The organism is Microbulbifer discodermiae (assembly GCF_040742695.1).
In the GTDB taxonomy this organism is placed as follows: domain Bacteria; phylum Pseudomonadota; class Gammaproteobacteria; order Pseudomonadales; family Cellvibrionaceae; genus Microbulbifer.
In genome coordinates this window covers 1-15,418 of the sequence record NZ_JBFLAB010000041.1, presented here as the reverse complement: position 1 = coordinate 15,418, position 15,418 = coordinate 1, and the positions used below count along the sequence as shown (strand labels likewise).

20 protein-coding genes are annotated in these 15,418 nt (G+C 54.6%); 15 read left to right on the top strand and 5 right to left on the bottom strand.

The window, feature by feature from the left end; genetic code table 11:
- The first annotated feature begins 12 nt into the window (after positions 1-12).
- Positions 13-768, top strand: coding sequence for a YciK family oxidoreductase (locus AB1S50_RS14025; RefSeq protein ID WP_455363755.1), 756 nt, complete (start codon positions 13-15; stop codon positions 766-768).
- Positions 769-811: 43 nt separating this feature from the next.
- On the opposite strand, the gene AB1S50_RS14020 is transcribed toward AB1S50_RS14025, so the two are convergent.
- The gene (locus AB1S50_RS14020) at positions 812-1,198 is read right to left on the bottom strand and encodes a VOC family protein (RefSeq protein ID WP_367151474.1); all 387 of its coding nucleotides are present in this window, start codon (positions 1,196-1,198) and stop codon (positions 812-814) included.
- Between the two features lie 84 nt (positions 1,199-1,282).
- Complete coding sequence (locus AB1S50_RS14015; RefSeq protein ID WP_367151472.1) at positions 1,283-1,594, bottom strand: hypothetical protein; 312 nt, start codon at positions 1,592-1,594, stop codon at positions 1,283-1,285.
- 313 nt (positions 1,595-1,907) lie between these two features.
- Between AB1S50_RS14015 and AB1S50_RS14010 the strand changes: the two genes are divergently transcribed.
- From AB1S50_RS14010 to AB1S50_RS19530, 6 genes are all read left to right on the top strand, one after another.
- A complete protein-coding gene (locus tag AB1S50_RS14010) occupies positions 1,908-2,336 on the top strand; it encodes a hypothetical protein (protein ID WP_367151471.1) in 429 nt (142 codons plus the stop codon).
- A gap of 107 nt (positions 2,337-2,443) precedes the next feature.
- The gene (locus tag AB1S50_RS14005; protein ID WP_367151469.1) at positions 2,444-3,094 is read left to right on the top strand and encodes a YceI family protein; all 651 of its coding nucleotides are present in this window, start codon (positions 2,444-2,446) and stop codon (positions 3,092-3,094) included.
- Between the two features lie 172 nt (positions 3,095-3,266).
- A complete protein-coding gene (locus tag AB1S50_RS14000; RefSeq protein ID WP_367151467.1) occupies positions 3,267-4,427 on the top strand; it encodes a sigma-70 family RNA polymerase sigma factor in 1,161 nt (386 codons plus the stop codon).
- A 147-nt stretch (positions 4,428-4,574) separates the two neighbouring features.
- Complete coding sequence (locus AB1S50_RS13995; RefSeq protein ID WP_367151465.1) at positions 4,575-5,150, top strand: acyloxyacyl hydrolase; 576 nt, start codon at positions 4,575-4,577, stop codon at positions 5,148-5,150.
- A 392-nt stretch (positions 5,151-5,542) separates the two neighbouring features.
- The gene (locus AB1S50_RS13990) at positions 5,543-6,598 is read left to right on the top strand and encodes an alkane 1-monooxygenase (protein WP_367151464.1); all 1,056 of its coding nucleotides are present in this window, start codon (positions 5,543-5,545) and stop codon (positions 6,596-6,598) included.
- A gap of 228 nt (positions 6,599-6,826) precedes the next feature.
- Positions 6,827-7,192 (top strand): hypothetical protein, encoded by a 366-nt coding sequence (locus AB1S50_RS19530; RefSeq protein ID WP_455363754.1) that lies wholly within the window; start codon positions 6,827-6,829, stop codon positions 7,190-7,192.
- A 444-nt stretch (positions 7,193-7,636) separates the two neighbouring features.
- On the opposite strand, the gene AB1S50_RS13980 is transcribed toward AB1S50_RS19530, so the two are convergent.
- Both AB1S50_RS13980 and AB1S50_RS13975 read right to left on the bottom strand, forming a co-directional pair.
- Positions 7,637-8,662, bottom strand: coding sequence for a phage integrase (locus AB1S50_RS13980; RefSeq protein WP_367151463.1), 1,026 nt, complete (start codon positions 8,660-8,662; stop codon positions 7,637-7,639).
- Entirely contained in the window at positions 8,649-8,990 is a 342-nt protein-coding gene (locus AB1S50_RS13975; protein ID WP_367151462.1) for a helix-turn-helix domain-containing protein, read from the bottom strand. The genes AB1S50_RS13980 and AB1S50_RS13975 overlap by 14 nt, the downstream gene beginning before the upstream one ends.
- Before the next feature lie 441 nt (positions 8,991-9,431).
- Between AB1S50_RS13975 and AB1S50_RS13970 the strand changes: the two genes are divergently transcribed.
- From AB1S50_RS13970 to AB1S50_RS13940, 7 genes are all read left to right on the top strand, one after another.
- Complete coding sequence (locus AB1S50_RS13970) at positions 9,432-12,161, top strand: toprim domain-containing protein (RefSeq protein WP_367151460.1); 2,730 nt, start codon at positions 9,432-9,434, stop codon at positions 12,159-12,161.
- 359 nt (positions 12,162-12,520) lie between these two features.
- Positions 12,521-12,775 carry a hypothetical protein gene (locus tag AB1S50_RS13965; protein WP_367151459.1) on the top strand — a complete coding sequence of 85 codons (255 nt, stop codon included), beginning with the start codon at positions 12,521-12,523 and terminating at the stop codon, positions 12,773-12,775.
- 19 nt (positions 12,776-12,794) lie between these two features.
- On the top strand, positions 12,795-13,022 hold the full coding sequence (locus AB1S50_RS13960; protein WP_367151457.1) for a hypothetical protein: 228 nt from the start codon (positions 12,795-12,797) through the stop codon (positions 13,020-13,022).
- The gene (locus AB1S50_RS13955; protein ID WP_367151456.1) at positions 13,019-13,468 is read left to right on the top strand and encodes a hypothetical protein; all 450 of its coding nucleotides are present in this window, start codon (positions 13,019-13,021) and stop codon (positions 13,466-13,468) included. Before AB1S50_RS13960 ends, AB1S50_RS13955 begins: the two co-directional genes overlap by 4 nt.
- Complete coding sequence (locus AB1S50_RS13950; RefSeq protein WP_367151454.1) at positions 13,455-13,670, top strand: hypothetical protein; 216 nt, start codon at positions 13,455-13,457, stop codon at positions 13,668-13,670. The genes AB1S50_RS13955 and AB1S50_RS13950 overlap by 14 nt, the downstream gene beginning before the upstream one ends.
- A 13-nt stretch (positions 13,671-13,683) precedes the next feature.
- A complete protein-coding gene (locus AB1S50_RS13945) occupies positions 13,684-13,899 on the top strand; it encodes a hypothetical protein (RefSeq protein WP_367151453.1) in 216 nt (71 codons plus the stop codon).
- 12 nt (positions 13,900-13,911) lie between these two features.
- Positions 13,912-14,283, top strand: coding sequence for an Lcl C-terminal domain-containing protein (locus AB1S50_RS13940; protein ID WP_367151452.1), 372 nt, complete (start codon positions 13,912-13,914; stop codon positions 14,281-14,283).
- Between the two features lie 113 nt (positions 14,284-14,396).
- On the opposite strand, the gene AB1S50_RS13935 is transcribed toward AB1S50_RS13940, so the two are convergent.
- Positions 14,397-14,744: a helix-turn-helix domain-containing protein gene (locus AB1S50_RS13935; RefSeq protein WP_367151450.1), complete on the bottom strand. Its 348-nt coding sequence runs from the start codon at positions 14,742-14,744 to the stop codon at positions 14,397-14,399.
- Positions 14,745-14,956: 212 nt separating this feature from the next.
- Between AB1S50_RS13935 and AB1S50_RS13930 the strand changes: the two genes are divergently transcribed.
- The gene (locus tag AB1S50_RS13930; protein ID WP_367151449.1) at positions 14,957-15,226 is read left to right on the top strand and encodes a hypothetical protein; all 270 of its coding nucleotides are present in this window, start codon (positions 14,957-14,959) and stop codon (positions 15,224-15,226) included.
- The last annotated feature ends 192 nt before the right edge of the window (positions 15,227-15,418 follow it).

The window sequence follows — 15,418 nt, the reverse complement described above, 5'->3', positions numbered from 1 at the left end:
CACGGAAACAATATGTCTGAAACCATCGGCAATTACACCGCCGCACCGGACCTCCTCAAAGACAAAATTATCCTCGTCACTGGTGCCGGTGACGGTATTGGTAAAACCGCCGCCAAAACCTTTGCCAGCCACGGCGCCACAGTGATACTGCTCGGGCGCACCACAGAGAAGCTGGAGAGGGTCTATGACGAAATCGAAGTGGCGGGTGGACCCCAACCAGCGATATTCCCGCTGGATCTCAATGAAACCCGGATCGAGACATTCGAATACTTCGCTGAGGCCGTGGGTCAGGAGTTCGGGCGTTTGGACGGTCTGCTTCACAACGCCAGCCTGCTGGGACAGCGCACCCCCATCGCCAACTACCATTTCGGCACCTGGCAGCAGGTGATGCAGGTCAATGTCAATGCGGCCTTCGGCCTTACCAAAGTGTTACTGCCGCTGCTGGAAAACTCCCCGGCGGGCTCGGTGATCTTTACCGGTTCCGGCGTGGGACTCAAAGGGCGCGCTTTTTGGGGCGCCTACGCAGTGTCAAAATTTGCCACCGAGGGGCTGATGCAGACCCTTGCCGATGAAATGGACGGAGTTTCCAATATCCGCGTCAACAGCATTAACCCCGGGGCCACCCGCACCAGTATGCGCGCTTCCGCTTATCCGGCAGAGAACCCAAACACCGTCACCACCCCCGAGCAGATTATGCCCACCTATCTCTATCTGATGGGGGACGACAGCCGTGGGGTCAGCGGCAAACAGTTCAACGCCCAGGGTTAGGCTGCAAACCTTGCTGTCGATGGAGCCCCGCCCCCGGATTTGGTCAAGAGCTGTCCCTGACCTCGACGCGCCAGGGCGGGTTTAGACGGCTGTCCCCAGCCCGGTACAACTTGATTTTGTTACCGCTGGGGTCCCACAGCACCGCCTCCCGCCACAGCCAGCGCATATCCTGGGGGGGACAGGCAAACTCGATGCCTTTGGCTCGCAGAGCCTCCACTGCTTCATCCAGTTCCTCAATCTCGAAATACAGCACCGCGCCATTGGTGTATGCGGTCTCTTGCAGCGACAGGGAAAAAGTGGCATCGCCCTCCGGGCAGATGAAGCGGGCATAGTGCGGTGTGTCCACAATCTGGGTAAATCCCAGCTTCAGATAAAAAGCCACCGCCTCGCGCATATTTCGGACCGGCAGAGTCACCTGATTAAGGTTCATAGCACAAGTATTCTCCGCCCCGAAAGATTTTGTCGGCATCGCCACCAACCCGGAACTGGCCCGGTATTGGACCAGGTCAGCAGATTACTCGTTCGCGTGGTCTATCTCTTCCCCCGGTTCCGTCGCTGCCGCCTTTTCAGCGTCATCCCCGACCGCCTCCAGCGACTGCTCCGGTGCATCGGCAAAAATATCGCCATCGGCTCCGGCGAGTTCATCCACATCCACTGCGGCCAGACTGGTATCACTCTCCTGCGCAGCACCTGAGCCACCCTTCTCCAGTACCGTTCCAACTTCTCCTGCTGCCCCGGCTGCGGACACCCCGCTATCCGCGTTCTGGTAATAGACATAACCGCCAACCACAGCGATAGCAATTGCGGGAATGATGAGCTTCTTCATTATTTCCAACCCCTGATAGTGTTGTTTATGGTTATTATGATTAGGACAAAATTCCCTGCCGTCCCAGCGACCCATACCAGGGTCCCTTCCCTTGATCACGGATCAGTGCCAGAGCACCAGGCACTTCCACCCATTGAACCGGGTTTGCCACCCGGCAATGATTCTGACTCAACTGTTTCATATCCGTGCTGGCAGTACTAGCAATTGTTCCACGGTGTCGCCCATCAGAATGCGACAGCCAGCACATTTTCATTTGAGGAGAGAACGCCAATCAGGCAGAATCCCCTCAAAATCAACCGGTGAACTGACTTCTATGAGACGTTTTTTCCTCGCTATCCTGCTGGTCGCCACCAACGCCAGCGCAGATCCGGTCGGCAGCCAGCTCCAGGCCTGCGCGGCCATAGCCGACGATACGGAGCGACTGCACTGTTACGACACCCTGAGCCAGACCCTGCAGCAGCAGGTGGAGCAACAACGGGAGCAGAATTTTGGCCGGGAGCAGCAGCAAGTTGCCGAGGAATCCCCCAAATCCATCAATGCCCACATAGCCACAGTGCAAAAAGTCGCCTATGGGAAACTGTTGATCACCCTGGACAACGGCCAGGTCTGGCGCCAAACCGACAGCACCCGCGTCTCCTGGAAGCCGGGCGACGCCATGCGGGTAGACCGGGCCCTGTTTGGCTCCTTCTTGATGCGCGAAGTCGATGCGGGCCGCAGTGTCAGAGTGAAGCGCGTCCGCTAGCAGTCCTCAACCTGATATGGGGCGCTTAGCCCCGGCCGGTGTACTTACTGCTAAGCTCTCAGCAAGGCCCCGCTCTCACGGCTGACACCCTTCTCCGGAGTTTCGCCATGCATAGCCTCGCCACCATTCTACTCACTCTCAGCGCCCTCGCAACGCTTGTCCCTGCAGCGGCTTCCGCAGCGTCGTACCGGGTCGACTCCGCTGCCTCCGACATCCACTGGCGTATATACCGCAGCGGTGCCCTGGCCAACCTGGGGCATAACCACGTTATTTCGGCGACCCAGTTCCAGGGCTCAGTCGAGCTAGCAAAGCCTCCCCAAAAATCCCGTTTTTTGCTGGAAATACCCGCAGCCGCGCTGCGGGTCGATGACCCCAGGCTTCGCCGCCACTACGGCAGGGAATTTGCTGAACCGATTCCGGCGGACGCTGTTTCCGCCACACGCGCCAATATGCTGGGGCCAAAACTGCTCAACGCCGGTAACTTCCCGATCATCCGCCTGAGAGGTGAAGCATTGGTCGACAATCCCCCGAAAAAGGGAAATCTGACCTTTGCCACAACTATGGATATTGCCGGCCGTCGCCTTCGCATCCTCCTGCCCGCCCGGATTGTAATCGCGGAAGACTCCATACGGGCCACTGGTCAGTTCACGCTGAGCCACCAACAGCTCGGCCTGCAGCCCTTTAGTGCTGCCCTGGGCACCCTGAAAGTCTCACCGCAAATCGATTTCAGCTTCAGCATTGTCGCCCGTCGCCGCTAAACCTTACTCCAGGTATCGGCAACACCACCAGGTCCATATTGAGCACCCGCCGGTCACCCTTGCTGCGGCGCACTTTTCAACTTAGGTCTATATTCAAAAGGGAATAGAGCGCCAAAGAGCCGCCCAGCTCAGCTTCGCGGCCCTCACCGACAGCCAACAGAGGGTACTGCCCTTGCCGCGACAAAACATCCGATCCGGGGACGATGAATGGCTGAAGGAACCAGACGACCTGCTCAGTGACAGCGTCTCCAGCAACCGCCGCCCCCCTGCCCGGGGAGTGGCCACCCCTATCGACGAAGCCGCTGAATCTGCCGCTTCCGCCAACCTGGAGTCCGGCACCGAAAGTGGCAGCACCCCGATGCAAAGCTACCTCAGACACCTGTACCATCTGGGGCTGCTCACACCGGAACAGGAGCAGGCCACCACCTGCATGCTGAGGGAGATCGAAGACAAGCTGGTCGCCTTGCTGGCGAAACGCGGGGTGGAACTGGTCCAACTGCGCAGCGAAGGGGTGGAGCAGCGCGGCAGTACCGGAGCCTGCGACCACGGACTGATCATCGCCAGGGCTGAGGAAATAATCGCCGCCAACAGCCTGTCGAGTCGCGACCGCTCATCGATGCAGAGCCTGCTGCGCCGCTTCAAAGAACAGCGTAAAAAGCTGATCCAGTGCAACTTGCGCCTGGTAATAGCCATCGCCAAACGCTTTCGCAATCCTTCAGTGCCGTTTATCGACCTGATTCAGGAGGGCAATGTCGGCCTAATGAAAGCCATAGAACGGTTCAAGCCGCAGATGGGTTACCGCTTTTCCACCTATGCCTACTGGTGGATTCAGCAGGAAATCCAGCTCGCCCTGCGACGCAATGACGACCTTGTGCGCCAGCCAGCTAACGTCCAGGATGATCTGCGGACAATTTACCGGTCCATCGCTGAAGTGAAGGCCCAGGGTTTACCAGCCTCGGACGACAACTTAGCCCGCCATAGCGGCCTCGACCTGGAACGGGTCCAAAGCCTGCTGAAGCTGCCCGGCCCCACCGGCTCCCTGGACGATCCGGTGGCGGAGGATCAGAACAGTACCCGGCTTGACTATGCGCCGGCGGATGACCGCTACAATACCGATGAACTGGTAATCAATCAGGAGCTGGCACAGCGGTTGCGGGAAGCGGTAAACCGTCTGCCTCCACGCCAGCGCACAGTACTCAGCCTGCGTTACGGCCTGTCCTCAGACCGCGACTGCTCATTTCGAATTATCGGTGAGCAACTGGGCCTCAGTCAGGAGCGGGCCCGCCAGCTGCACTCGGATGCATTGCGACAGTTAAAACGCACCTGGCGATAAATTCTTTGGCACCGACCTTCCATTCAGGACCGAAGCCCACATCAATCTGACACTCACCCAAAGTGCAAACCACATGGCCCCTTGCCAAAATTTGTGACAAGGTTAAGCTTAATGTTTGAGTCGGCCCCGGGGTATTTGGAAATTCTTATGCGCGGTTTCACTGCATTAAATTCTATGCGTGTCCTCCTGTATATTACCACTGCCGTATTTTCCACAGCGGCGCCCCTGACAACCGCTGAGCAGGAACTCATTTTCAGTGCTGGCAAGGGCCTGGGCGACGCCCTGATTCAACGGGAATCCATTGCCGGGGCAAAGATGCTGGGTATCAACTACGCCTGGCGGTTTGCGGAATTTCCGCTGGCCACCGGTATCTGGCAGTGGTGGGTGCAAGGCAGTTACTCCCACCTGCGTATGGATCATCGCGGTGAAACCCTGGACCAGAATATTTTTGAATTGAAACCCGTTCTGCGTTGGTATCCGGGGATAGCCTCCCACGGACTTTTTGCCGAGGCGGGAATCGGCGCCGCCTACCTCACACAAAAAAGTTTTGGCGACGTGACATTAACCACCAAACCCAATTTCGTCCTGCATTTTGTCGGCGGTTACCGTATTGCCAACGGCAACACAGTGTCGCTGCGCTATAGCCATTTCTCCAATGCCTACACCAACACCCCAAACCCCGGCTTCGATTTCGCCTCTCTGAATTGGCATCTGGGGTTTTGAAGCAGCGCCACAGCCACCACAATGGAATACAGACCGAAGAGTCGCGATAAATTTTCACCTGCAAATGCTCCCCTCCAAACCGTGGGGCCAAGCCGGGCATTGCGACTCGGGCTTGCTGGGCTCACGAAATTATCACCAGCTTCAAATAAATTTATACCAAGGCAAAAAACGAAAGCAGCATTTGACTTAATAGTCATGACTGCAGGATTCTGCAACCCTATGAAAAACAGGCAAAAAGTCACAGCAGCAGTGTTACCGGGATGGCTGTCAATCCACCCATAGCGGGATTTCCCGATCCTGGTTTCAAATTACACTGGGGTTTTGCAGAATTTTCAGTTATAAAAACAATACAGAGCTGATCGGGACTGAAATGCCGACGGGGGGAAGTGACCATGGATCTGCGCCCATTCCAATACAGTTTTGCCTATATTTTGCCGTTGCTTACTGCCCTTGGATTTTGGCTGGGGGGCCTCTGGCTGATGGTGCCTTTCCTGTACCTTTACGGTCTGTTACCCCTGCTGGAACTCACTCTTCCGGCATCGGCTGCCAATCCAAGTTCCGAACAGGAAAAGGCGATGCGCGCCAATCCACTGTTCGACGTCATGCTCTATATAGCTGTACCGGTTCAGTATGGGGTTCTGCTCTACTTTCTTATGGTGGTACCCGCGTTAAACAACTGGGAGCTTGTCGGCGCCATCATCAGTATGGGGCTGATGTGCGGCTCCTTTGGCATAAACATCGGCCATGAACTAGGCCACAGGACCAGCCGCTACGAACAGCTACTAGCCAAATTATTGCTGCTCACTTCCCTCAATATGCATTTTTTTATCGAGCACAACCGCGGCCATCACCACCGCGTCGCCACACCGGAAGACCCCGCCAGCGCGCTCTATGGAGAAACCCTTTACGCCTTTTGGCTCCGCTCGATGGGACAGGGATATCTATCCGCGTGGCGCCTGGAAGCAGCGCGACTGGCCAAACGCAATAAACCCTGGTGGAGCCCCGGCAACCAGATGTTGCAGTTTCAACTGATCCAGGCAGGGCTGGTTTTAAGCATTGGCTTGACGTTTGGGGCTAAAGCTGCAGCTTGTTTTGTGCTTGCCGCCATTTTTGGCATACTTCTGCTGGAAACCGTCAATTACATTGAACACTATGGCCTCAGCCGCCAACGGATCGATAGCGGTCGCTACGAGCGAGTACAGCCCACTCACTCCTGGAACTCCAACCACCTGCTGGGCAGATTGAGCTTGTTCGAGCTGTCCCGCCACTCAGATCACCACTTCCGTGCCAGCCGCAAGTATCCCATACTGCGTCATCACGAGGGCAGCCCACAGATGCCCACCGGCTACCCGGGTATGATGCTGCTGGCGTGCATGCCAATACTGTGGTTCAGGGTAATGCACCAACGCCTGCAGGCCCTGCATACGGCGGCTAACCTAGACGGATAATTGCAAAGCTATGAGTGGTCGGCAGTTAAGAATAATGACCTCGCTTCCATCTATTCCACAGCCCCGCTTCTGCTGCGTAGTTAGACCCCTTGCTTTTGAAGCTGAACGCAGCTTGAAAACCCCGGTAGCGATTCTATTTCATTACGTTACACCGACTGGTTGAATCTACCCTAACCTTTTTATTATCACTTTCCCCCGTTCCAGGCTATTGATTTGGGATTCAAGCCCTTGGGTTCTCTGCTGCCCTGGGGTAAGAGCCTTGCTCGCGGGCGTTTCACCCCTGCGCTCAGTCTCAAGCTGCTTCAGCCACCGGCGAATAGCGGTGACGGCTTATTTCTGAAGAATTTGGATACAGGTGAAACTGTCTGCTTTCCGCACGAGGACAAACACCGCCTTGACCATCGCCCGGAACAGTTAACGGCGATGGAAGACTTGGATGATTCGATTCACCAGCTCGATTTTCTTTCTCTGGCATTTTCTACTGGAGATTATCTGGAGCTGAGTCCAGAGGTACTGTTTGGACTTTGCAGCAGCATGCACTCAATTCAAGGTCGGCTTGGCCGCCACCAGTACTGTTCTCGCTCAGAGGGGTAGATAGGAAGGGAACCACGCCTTGAAACCAGCGTAGTTGGATTTGCGTTGACACTTTGTTGGCGCTTAAACGAAAAAAGGGCGACATCAATCTCTTGATGTTGCCCTTCTTGGCTTGTAACTTATTGAATTACAAGCTTTTTTTGGCTCCGCCTGCTGGGCTCGAACCAGCGACCCAATGATTAACAGACAGATTTTTTAATGCTTGAAGATTCTCAGAACTCCTCAAACCCGCATGGTTACTGGGTTTGAGCTACTCTTTACTTCTCCTTGTTCTTCACTGGCGTTGACACTTGGTTGACACTTTGGCGTCCGCTAATGTGGAGATAACTTTCTGAGCTTCAAGCCCTGTAGTCGAACTTTGTGGCCCATGAATTACGGGCTTTAATGGTCAATACTTAACCAGCTGAGATGAGGTCTAAATGGTAAATATCATTGGGTCGGAGGTCACAGTGTCAGAGCCGCGAGAGGGTTTTTGTTGACTGCGTCCTCCAGGTGTTCAGGTGCCAGGTGCGCGTAACGCATGGTCATTTTGATATCGGCATGGCCGAGTATCTCTTTTAGCGCGAGGAGGTTCCCGCCACGCATCATGAAGTGGCTGGCAAAAGTATGGCGTAGTACGTGGCTGGCTTGGCCCTTCGGAAGGTGGATTCTACAGGTGTCCAGTACCCGAGTGAACGCCTTGTAGCAATATAGGAAAAGGGGGCCTGAGCGTGGCCTTTCCGCAAAAATTTCTCGCTCCAAAGTGTTACTGATGGGAACTGATCGAACCTTGCCATTCTTGGTGCGAGAGAAGGTAATACGACCGTTGCGGATTTGTTCGCCGCGCAGATTTTGAGCTTCACTCCACCTGGCTCCGGTAGCCAAGCATATGGTAGCAACCAACAAGGCGTGCCTAGAACCACTTTCTTTTAGCGCGCTGAGCAGCCGTTTGATTTGCTCGATGTCGAGAAAGCTCAATTCCTGATCATCGAATTTTAAGCGCCGTATACTAGCGAGAGGGTTTTCACCCTTCCATTTTCCTAATCGGATCAATTCATTGAATACAGCACGTAAATAAGTGAGGTCGTGGTTACAGGTATTGGCACTAATTGGACCTCGGTGCCGTTTGTTAGCTTTTAATTCTCCGCGTAGGCGCTTTTGGCGGAATTCGGCATAGAAAGTTGCAGTTAACTGCCTTGCGAAGGGATTGCCCATCAATTGGCATAGCGAGAGTAGGTAGTCACGTCTCTCATCCCCCTTTTTTAAGGTGTGCCCGTGTAGTTTGTACCATTCTTCTATAAGGTCTTCTAAACGCCGCCTGTCTCTCTGCGGCGGAGTCCATTCTCCTTTATCTGCGGTAGCGAACTGGGCTCGCTCCCAGCGAATAGCCTCGGCTTTGGTATTGAAGGTTTTCCGGACTCTGCGTCCCCCACGCCCTTGCGGCTGGGCATCTGCCTGCCAACGACCACTTTCAACTTTATTGATTGCCATCCTTGAATATATCCTCGGAAAAGAACCCTGCGGGTATAAATCCGGCATCAATACGGGCCGCTGCTACCTTGCAAAGACTGCTTTTGCTGTTTCTCAACGAGTCCAGTGTCAGTGGCCCTTCATAAACAAACCAAGGCAACATCTCTGGGAAGGTGCGCCCTATGATTTCATAGAAGCTCTCGGTCACTCGGTTGCGCTTGTATTCAATATTTTTCAAAAGGGTTATATCGACGCCCAGTGCCTCAGCAAATTCTCGCTGGTTAAGCCCGGTTAGCTCTCTGATCGCCCGGACCCGGTCGCCTGGTTTTAGTTTTGCGGTACTCACCATTCCCTGTAGCTAAGCCTCTTTGATTCTCATTGGTTCTCCAATACTGCACTAATTGAATCTATTTTTACAACTTTAATCGTAAATTTAGACAAAAGTCGTGGAGTTTAGCGCCTAAAGTGTAAAAAAAGCACCTTCTAGTGTTGACTTGATACCGAATAATCAGTGTAAATATTACACCTCATTACGCCACTATCAGCATCAACAGGAGAATAATGAGAATGCATGAGCAAGTTATCCCATTCCTTAAATCCCCCGTTTGCACGCAGGCGGAGTATGCCATCAACGCCGGACACACCCTAAAAACGGTGCGCTGCCAAGTAGATCGGGGACATCTACCAACCATCAAAATTGGCCGGTATCGAATGATCAACCTTATACAGTTGGCAATCAGGTGCCTTGAGTCCGAATCGCCCAAGCCGAAGCAACAGTAGGGCTCAGGCCATGGACTACAGCCAGATCAACCGCGATGTGGTGGCGGCGCTGGAGCGGGACCAGGCGTTTCAATTCAAGCGCCGGGGCGACTATTTCCAGGCCGGTATCTGCCCGGGCTGCGGCAAAAAACAAGCTTGGACCAGTGCGGTCACGCCCATCGTGGTCCGCTGCAACCGCAAAAATAACTGCGGCTACGAGGAGTCGGTGCGGGATCTCTACCCAGACCTGTTCGAGAATTTTTCCAAGCACTATCCCGCCACGCCAGAAGAGCCGAACGCTACGGCCCGCGCCTATATGGATCATGTGCGCCAGTTTCCCCACAGTAAAATCGGCGGCTGGTTCGAGCAGGGCGCAAGGCCGCTACCCGGGGGTGGCTATGCCCCAACAGTGCGCTTCGATCTCGGCGACGGCTACTACTGGGAAAGGGTGATCAATAAAAACGACGAACGGGAACTGGGCGACAAGGCTTTTTTTAAGTCCGGTTACCGCTACTCCGACGGCAAATCCTGGCAGCCCCCCGGCCAGACACTGAAATCCAACGATGTGGTGTATATCGTCGAGGGGATTTTTCATGCAATAGCGCTCTGGTTGTGTGGGCTTAAAGCCGTGGCCGCCTTTAGCAGCAACAACCTGCCCCGGCAGGTGATTGAGGCGTACCGGGGGCAGTCGATCACCTGGCGTCTGGCCTATGACAACGACCCCGCCGGGGAGCGCATGGGTAGATACCATGAGCAGTTGCAGGAACAGGGAGAGGTGGCCGAAGTTTGCCTGGTCAGCGGTTCCGAGGACTGGGATGACCTTTACCGCCTCGACAAGATCACGCCCCAATTTATTGAAGATTGCCTTTACCGCGGGCGCCTGTTTACTGCCAAAAGCATCGAGGAGAAGGCTTATCACTGGTATTGCAAACGACGCCGTAGCTATACGGTGCTGGATTTTGGCAGCCGACTCTACTCGGTGCATGTGGAAGACAGCCTGGCCCGCTCCCTGAGCGAGGCCATCGAAGAGCTAAACCAGGCCGACATCGAGGACAGTGGCAAGGACAAGGAGGCAATCAGCACCATTGAGGCAGTGCTGGCCACGGAACGCGGCCGCGAACTCTTTGACCGCAATCTCAACACCACCAGCATCAGCAATTGCCTGCCCAGGTTTCTCTACTGTGAAATCAATAAGGAAAACCTGGAGGTTGCCTACTATTTCAATATTGCTGTACCCCGTGGTAAAGGGCTGCAGGTCGCCTTTACCGGTTCCCATCTGGAAAGTCCCAAATCCTTTAATAAGGCCCTGTTGAATCAGGCACCCGGCTCCACTTTTGACGGCAGCGAGCAACAGTTAAAACTACTAAGGGACCGCTGGTTTGACAGTGGCGTCAAAACCGTGGAAACCATCAATTTTCTGGGCTATGAGAGACACTGCCAGGTTTATGTTTTTCAGGACTTCGCCTTTCACAACGGCCGAAAACTGAAACGCAACCGCCAGGGCTATTTCACTGCTGGCAAACAGCGCATCAAAACCAGCTTCAAGAGCTTTAAGCACCACCATAATACCGAGTTCTCCCCTGCCTGGATCGAAGACTTTCATGCGGTGTTTTCCAATTCAGGCATGGTCGCTCTGTCATTCTGGCTGGGCTCCCTGTTTGCCGAGCAAATCCGTACAGAGTTGAAAGCCTTCCCGTTTCTGGAATTGACCGGCGAGTACGGCGCCGGCAAATCCACTGTGATCGAATTCCTGTGGAAACTCTGTGGCCGGGATGATTACGAAGGGTTCGACCCGGGCAAGGCCACTTTTTCCAACCGCACGCGCAACTTTGTGCAGGTCTCTAACCTGCCGCTGGTGTTGATCGAATCGGACCGAAGCGACAAGGCCAAGAAGGGCCCCTTCGACTTTGAAGAGCTGAAGACCGCCTATAATGGTCGCTCGCCGCGCGGTACCGGTGCGCGTAACAACAGCAATGACACCATTGAGCCACCGTTTAGAGGCTCTATTGTGATTGCTCAGAACGACACCGTAGACGGCAGCCCCGCGCTGCTCTCGCGAATCGTCCACTGTCATGCCACCAAAGACCATTTCTCACCGGCCACAAAACCGCTCGTACAGCGCTTTGAACGTATTCCCGTAGAAGAGGCCAGCGGGTTTCTACCGGCTGTACTGCACAGAGAAAAAGCCATTCTGGAAAAAATCCTCTGTGACTACCCGGCACTGGATGCGGAGTACGTTCACCGTGGCGAGATACATGACCAGCGTGTGGTCAAGAACCACGCCATGGTATCTGCCATGGTTGGTGTTCTGCCGCTGGTGTTCCCCTCCTTGAGCGAGGCCACCGTTAAAGACATCCAACACTATGTCTACCTGCGCGCGGTCAACCGCCAGGGCCGGCTCAGTGCCGATCATCCGGAAGTGCAGAAATTCTGGGAGATTTACGACTACCTCAATGTGCGTCTGGTGGATGATTCCCAGGCGCCCGCCATCTATGCAACGGATGGCGGCAAGGTCGAAGCGCAAACCCTCAACCACAGCAAAGATCCGGCCTGGATTGCCATCAATCTGATTCATTACAAGCAGCAGTGCGAACTGGCCAAGGTGGACCATCCCGATATCAACAGTTTGAAGAAACTGCTGCCACACAGCCGTCGTTACAAGTTCCACGGGCGCAAAAACGTCAAGTCCGCAATCGACAACGACCGCGCCCGTTTTTGTTGGGTTTTTGAGAATCCAGACGCCAAAAAAAGGGCCGATTAAAAAATGGAGGGGGGTGTCGCAGACACCTAACCGAGCTAACCGAAAGCAAAAACTGCCCGCAAAGCCAGTGATAGTGCGGGGTTCAGGAAAAAAGGAAAACCTAACTTTTACCTAACCGAGACCTAACCAGGTTAGGTAATAGAAAAAGTAAAAACCTAACTTTTTACTTTTAAAAAATCGTTATAAATCAATCGGTTAGTTTTTCGGTTAGGTCAGGTTAGGTTTTCAACCTAACCATTTTTGAGACGTAACTCATTGATTTTTAAGGAGGTACAGGAGGGAAAAGGCGCCGGTTAGCCCGGTTAGGTGTCTGCGACACCCCCCCCCTCAAATCTTTTCAACATAACAGGAGCTATCACATGTCATTCATCAAATACCCGAATCGCCTAGTGCCTGACAACCTATCTCTCTGGGCTAAAGAATCGGTCACCGATGAGCTATACGCGATCGCCTACAACATTGAAGACGCACTGCTATTGATGGGCGCGGAGCCGGGGAAGGACTACACCCGACTTGATCTCATGCGTATGGCAAACGACTACCTGAGCGTGGATGGCCGCTGGCGGGATATGGAGTTATCTCTCCCGCTCAAATCCGGTGGGGAAATCGTATAACCCCATTAGGAGCACATACATGACTAACCCCGCCCAGCCCCCGCCACTGATCGCCCGGCCGGTTGACAGCAACAGCGAAGACCATCTCCGCAACTGTCTGGCCTGGCACCTGCTCAGCAGGCGCACCCGCACCGAGGTGCAGGAGTGGCTGAAACAACAACCGGAGGTTTTGCGCAGTGATATGCGGGTACGCCTCAACCGGCTGCGAGAGCAGGTCAAGGCGATGCGGGAGGTCGCCCGGCCGTGAACCAGCGCCTGCTGCCCCTGTACCACCGGGTGGGGGAAATCCAGGTCTATCACGCCTGGCTGCACAACCGCGTCGTGCGAAGCGGATCCAGCTGGGCCGGGCTGGTGCAGGACGAACTTTTGTTTGGCTGTCTCGCCCGCGAGGCCGCCTATACCGCTCGTGGGCAGCGCCCGCGGCACTGTTCATCCCTGGAGGGAATCGAGATGGAGCACAACACAGAAAAAACCGTATTTGTACTGGACTTGGCCGAGGCCCGGCTAGTGCGGCTGGCGCTGGCCCTGTGCCGCGAACGCATCGCCTGCCCGGAAACCACCACGGTGAGCAGGGATGAGGCCACGCGCGAGCTGCGCGCCGCCCAGGACATCTTTGCGGATCACGAAGCGCGGGCCAAACAACTTTCGGTACTAAACCGGGAGCTACACGGAGGTGGCCATGTGCGAGCTTAATATCACCGTAACGGTATATCCGGAACTTGCGGATAAGGTCCGCGGCTGGCTACGCCGCCGCAAAGAACTGGAGATACTGGCGAGACTGGGCAGATTGTCCCCACAAGAAGCGGATGAACATCGCCTGATCGACTTCCGTCTGGCTACCTTTGCCAGAGATGTGGTCCAGATCGCCGAGCCGCAGCAGTGCACACTGCATTGAGAGGAACGAAACCATGACGACCCAACTCTATGCGGCCATCCGTGAGGGTTCCAAATATTTCCACCAGAACCCGCCCCGGGAATCGTTGCCATTTCCAGTAGCGATCGTCGACACGACAGATGCCTACCGCGTGCGGGGCAATAGTGATTCTTATCGCCTGGAGGATGTGTATTTGTTTGTCAAATCAGGGCAGAACTATTGTCCGCTCAATCTCGGAACCCATTTTTAACCGGAGAACATAATGCAAAACCTGAATGTCGCAACCGCCACAACTAATAACACAGCTGAAAGTGCCAACCTTCAATGGAGCAACACCCTCCTGGACGGTGCCGCCGTTACACACGAGGCAGCTGAGAAAGCCGTGACCGAGCTAGGCAATGGCTGGCGCCTGCCCAGGGTCGACGAGCTCGCAACCCTGGTAGACCGCTCCCGCCACGATCCGGCCATCGACACTGAGAGATTCCCGGACACCCGCAGCCGAGCCTACTGGACCAGCACCCCCTGCACCTGGAATGCCGCTGCTGTGTGGGTGGTCCTCTTTTACGACGGCTATGTCCTCACCGGCTACCGCCTCAGCAGCGCCTGTGTTCGCGCGGTTCGCGCCGGTCAGTAGTTTTTGATTTTTGCAGCGCCTTGGCGCAATCAGCCGCAGCAATCGTTAGGGCTGCCAGTATGGGGTCCACTTTAAAAGGTCTAAAGCTGTACCAGTGTTCATTAACCGCGGAGCTACGCTTTATCGATTGTCTGTTCCCCTTGGGCGAGCGCATAGACCAGATCAAGGTGCTGTAAAACCAACTTGCGGTATGGTGTGCTGAGTTCGGACAGCCGTTGCATCGTGCTTGGTGCTATCTCGTAAGCAGAATTCTGATCACTCTCCGGAGTCAATATCGCATTGGCCGAAATGTCCAGCGCCAGGCACCAATCCGCAAGCAATTCAGCCGGGATTGACTGGTGTCCTCGCTCCATCAAAGACAAAACATCCCCCCGGATACCCATATTGTCAGCCAGGTTTGTGGCGGTGATGCGGCGATGTTTGCGCACTGAGCGGAGGCGTGCACCGATGATTTCGCGCAAGCCCATTCGCGGGGCATGGCTATTGTTATTTACGTTCATCTCTTCAGTAATGGAGTGGCAAAGCAGGGCCAAAAATGGCCAATTGTGGTAAAAGCCAGAAATTCTGGGTTTTTTAATGGAAAAAACCGGATCTTCTGTTTTTTTTATCTATACGGATGTGGCAACTTATTGCTAAATAGGAAACGCCCTATCAGCGCATAGTGGAAAGCAAGTTGATCACTGAGAAGGAGTTCATCAGCATGTCTGAATGTGGTACTCAGCCGGCCAAAGTGCCAACAGCGGAAATAATATTAGCGAAGCAACGCCGCGAAAGCTTGCTGCGAGAACTGGATGATACCCGTTTGGCGCTCTGCGCGCTAAACCCGGATGCCTCTGGTGAAGCGCAATTAGCACTTTTGCACCTCATTGACGAGCGATTGAAGTTGTTGGTGGCGGAGGCGGAAGCTGACCTGTCCGACGAGCTGGACAAGTTTCAGTCTTAGTAGCGACACTGGATGGATTTTAACTGTAGCTCTAGTTCCTAAACTAGGTACTAGGGAACCTCTGAAAAACTGCTCCAGTCTGGCATAATTTACCCCATTTCCAACATACACAGATTCAATCATGAGCCAACTGACCTTCGCCGAAGCCGAATACACTATCAAGAAACGCAAAACACGGCGCGAACTGTTCCT